Source organism: Streptomyces hirsutus, assembly GCF_001418415.1.
Taxonomy (GTDB): Bacteria; Actinomycetota; Actinomycetes; order Streptomycetales; family Streptomycetaceae; genus Streptomyces; species Streptomyces hirsutus.
In genome coordinates, this window is record NZ_LIQT01000465.1 from 1 (window position 1) to 3,268 (window position 3,268).

Genomic DNA, 3,268 nt, shown 5'->3' on the forward strand with positions numbered 1-3,268 from the left:
GGCCGGGCCGGCTGCGGAGGCATGCGAGGGGTGTGCGCGGGAGTGAAGAGCAGATGGCCCGCCGGTACCGTGCGCTCCCCGGCATCGCCGCGCTGCGGCCTCAGGGGGGCGATACGGGCGGTGCAGCCGTCGTCGGTGTGCGGACGGATGTCGGACGAGTGGGTCCCGGGCGCGGGCGAGGGAGCCGGAACAGACGGATCCGGCCCGTCGGACGCCGGGGCACCGGGCGCCGCGGGAGCGTCATGGGCGGGCGGCTGCGCCGCGCGGACGGCCCGCGGGTCGTCGACGAGGCCGAACCCCAGGGTCAGGATCACGGCCGCCAGGGCGGCCAGAACCGCGACGGCGCGGAGCGGAGGGCGGGCGGTGCGGGAGCCACGTCCCGGCAGGGCGGTGTTCAAGGCTCGACGAGCCCCGCCCGGATGGCGTAACGGGTCAGATCCAGACGGTCCCGCAGCCCCAGCTTGCTCAGCAGGTTCTCGCGGTGCCGCTGCACCGTCTTGATGCTGATGAAGAGCATCTCGGCGATCTCCTTCGACGAGTGCCCTTCGGCGACCAGCTTGAGCACCTCCTCCTCGCGCGGGGTCAGCAGCTGGGGGGCCTCCTCGCCGTGCTGGACCCGGTCGAGGTAGTTGCGGATCAGGGCGGTGACCGCCCCCGGGTACAGGAACGGCTCGTCCCGCATCGCGGCCCGGCAGGCGGCGACCAGATCGCGGTCGGCGACCGACTTCAGCACGTACCCGCCGGCCCCGGCCTTGAGCGCCTGGAACAAGTACTGCTCGTTGTCGTGCATCGTCAGCATCAGGATGCGCAGGCCCGGCTTCAGGGCGGACAGCTCACGGGCGGCCTGCAGACCGGTCATCCGGGGCATGGCGATGTCCAGCACCGCCAGGTCGATCTCCTGGGCGCGGGCCATGGAGATCGCCTCCGCACCGTCACCGGCCTCGGCCACGACCTCGAGGTCCGGCTCCCGGTCGAGGATCAGCCGGACGCCGCGGCGCACCAGGGCGTGGTCGTCGGCGAGCAGGATCCGGATCGGGGTCGGTGAGGCCTGATGGTTCATGACTGCTTCCTGACGGCGGGCACGGCCAGCCGGATCCGGGTACCGGTCCGGCCGACGGGAGTGATGTCCAGTGTGGCCCCGATGAGCAGGGCCCGTTCACGCATACCGCGCAAGCCGGCTCCCTCGTGGGCGGCGCCGATGCCACGGCCGTCGTCGGTCACCTCGAGAACGACACGATCGTCGTCCCGGTACAGGCTCACCATCGCGGAACGCGCCTCGGCATGCCGGGCGACATTGGTCAGACTCTCCTGCGCCACACGGTAGATCACCAACTCCGTACCGTTGTCCAGGGTGGGCAGATCGGCGCCGAAACGACGCTGCACCCGCAGCCCGGTGTGCGTGGAGAACTCGGTGGCGAGGGAGGTGACCGCACTGACCAGACCGAGATCGTCCAGTACACCGGGACGCAGCCGCCGCACCAGCCGGCGGACCTCGTCGAGACTTGCCCGGGTGATCTCCTGCACCTGTTGGATCTCGCCGCGCAGCGGAGCGGGCGCCTCGTCGGCGACCTGCTTCAGGGCCAGCAGGATGGCGGTCATGCTCTGCCCGACCTCGTCGTGGAGTTCGACGGCGATCCGGCGCCGCTCCGCCTCTTGGGCGAGCAGGGCGCGGGCGCTGCTCGCGGCGCGCTCCTTCTCCAGCCGTTCCAGCATGGCGTTGAACGTGCTGACCAGCTCGGCGACCTCCCCGCCGCCGTGCACCGGAAGCCGGTGACCGGGCCGCAGCAGGTCGACGGTGGTCATCAGCCGGGTCACCCGGCCCAGTGGGGCGAGCCCGATCCGCAGCAGGGCCGCGTTGGCGACGAGCATCACACTCATGCCGCCCACGAGGATCACCGCCTCGGTCAGCAGCACCGGTACAGACACGGTCACCGGAGCCCACAGCAGCAACGAGGTGGCCGCGCCCAGCACCACCGCGTTGAGTCCGAAGATCCGCCAGTACAGGGACACGGAGGTCACGCCTTTCCTCTTTCGTCTGCCTCTACTGTCGGGCACCGCGACACCCGATGCGGCAGCGGCCCCTGATCCCGGCGAACAGCGAAACCGACACAGTGCACGAGCCGACGGCACCCGGTCGATGGGCTCCACGACCCATTTCAGCCCACCCGACGGACCCATGTCGCCCGGGGTGGGTCCTCGGACCCGGCAGAGATGGGTATCGCGCCCAATGGGTTCCGGGCGGGAAAGCGACGATGGTGATGGATCGCCCATCTGTAACCGGAGGAGACTTCCCGTGTCGCTCGACCTGCCCCTCACCGAATCACGCACCGACCACCCCGCCGTGGACCAGATCCGGCAGCGCCTCGAACACGCGCGCACCACACGGGTGGCACAACTCAAGGCCCTCGACGACACAGGACAGAGTGCCGACGACCATCTGCTGGCCAACCAGCGTGACTCCATCAAGCGTGTCCTCAAGGAGATCGAAGAGGCCTTCGCCCGCGTCGAGGACGGCAGCTACGGCACCTGCATGGGCTGCGCCAAGCCCGTTCCGGCGGAGCGGCTGGAGATCCTCCCGCACACCCGGTACTGCGTCTCGTGCCAGAGCCGCGCGGCCTGACCGCACCCGTTCCCGCCCCGTCCGTGTTCCTCTCCCGCTCCGCCCAAGGGGGGTGCAGTGGTGACCCACCAGACGATCGACGAGCACGACGAGGTCCTCACATCCGAGGACCTCGCCCTGCTGCGTGCGAACCTGCGCGAACAACAGCTGTTCCGCCGGGACCAGCTGCGCCAGTTCGCCGTCGATGAGGGGCCGCACCCGGGAGACCCGGACGGACCGCCGGTCGCCGGCCAGCTCGAGGTCCAGGTCAGGCTCGCCGCGTCCGCCCGGATGGTGCTCGCCGACGTGGAGGCGGCGCTCGTCCGCATGGACACCGGGGGCTACGGCGTCTGCCACCTGTGCCGCGGCCGCGTCGAGCGCGACCGGCTGCTGATCGTCCCGCAGGCCCGCTACTGCGCCCGCTGCCAGCAGGTGCGGGAGGCCGCGCGATGACCACGGCGCCCCACCGGCCACCGCACGTGCGTACGCGGCACGTGCGAGCCGACCACCCCCGTGCGGGGCACGTACGCGGGTGACCCGCCCGGCCCCAGGAATCCTCCGTCCGCGCGCTGCACCCACCGTCCCGGGCGCGCAGGCGGTGGCCGCCCCCCGCCGCGGACACCCACCCCACCGGACCGCTCCCGGTGGGGCACCCCGGTGCGCACCTCA

At 71.6% G+C, this 3,268-nt stretch carries 5 protein-coding genes; 2 read left to right on the plus strand and 3 right to left on the minus strand.

The window, feature by feature from the left end; translation table 11 throughout:
- The 3 genes from AOK11_RS30900 to AOK11_RS30910 all read right to left on the minus strand — a co-directional run.
- A partial coding sequence (locus AOK11_RS30900; protein WP_055596999.1) for a hypothetical protein occupies window positions 1-398 on the minus strand: 398 nt, incomplete at its 3' end.
- Window positions 395-1,060, minus strand: coding sequence for a response regulator (locus AOK11_RS30905; protein ID WP_055597000.1), 666 nt, complete (start codon window positions 1,058-1,060; stop codon window positions 395-397). The genes AOK11_RS30905 and AOK11_RS30900, both read right to left, overlap by 4 nt.
- Window positions 1,057-2,010, minus strand: coding sequence for a HAMP domain-containing sensor histidine kinase (locus tag AOK11_RS30910; RefSeq protein ID WP_055597003.1), 954 nt, complete (start codon window positions 2,008-2,010; stop codon window positions 1,057-1,059). The genes AOK11_RS30905 and AOK11_RS30910 overlap by 4 nt, the downstream gene beginning before the upstream one ends.
- A 283-nt stretch (window positions 2,011-2,293) precedes the next feature.
- On the opposite strand from AOK11_RS30910, the gene AOK11_RS30915 reads away from it, so the two are divergent.
- Together AOK11_RS30915 and AOK11_RS30920 are read left to right on the plus strand one after the other, a co-directional pair.
- Window positions 2,294-2,620, plus strand: coding sequence for a TraR/DksA family transcriptional regulator (locus AOK11_RS30915; RefSeq protein WP_055597001.1), 327 nt, complete (start codon window positions 2,294-2,296; stop codon window positions 2,618-2,620).
- Window positions 2,621-2,680: 60 nt separating this feature from the next.
- Window positions 2,681-3,052, plus strand: coding sequence for a TraR/DksA family transcriptional regulator (locus tag AOK11_RS30920; RefSeq protein ID WP_107098724.1), 372 nt, complete (start codon window positions 2,681-2,683; stop codon window positions 3,050-3,052).
- The last annotated feature ends 216 nt before the right edge of the window (window positions 3,053-3,268 follow it).

Excerpts from the sequence above, each read along its gene's own strand:
- AOK11_RS30905 (WP_055597000.1), bottom strand. The coding sequence starts at position 1,060 with ATGAACCATCAGGCCTCACCGACCCCGATCCGGATCCTGCTCGCCGAC.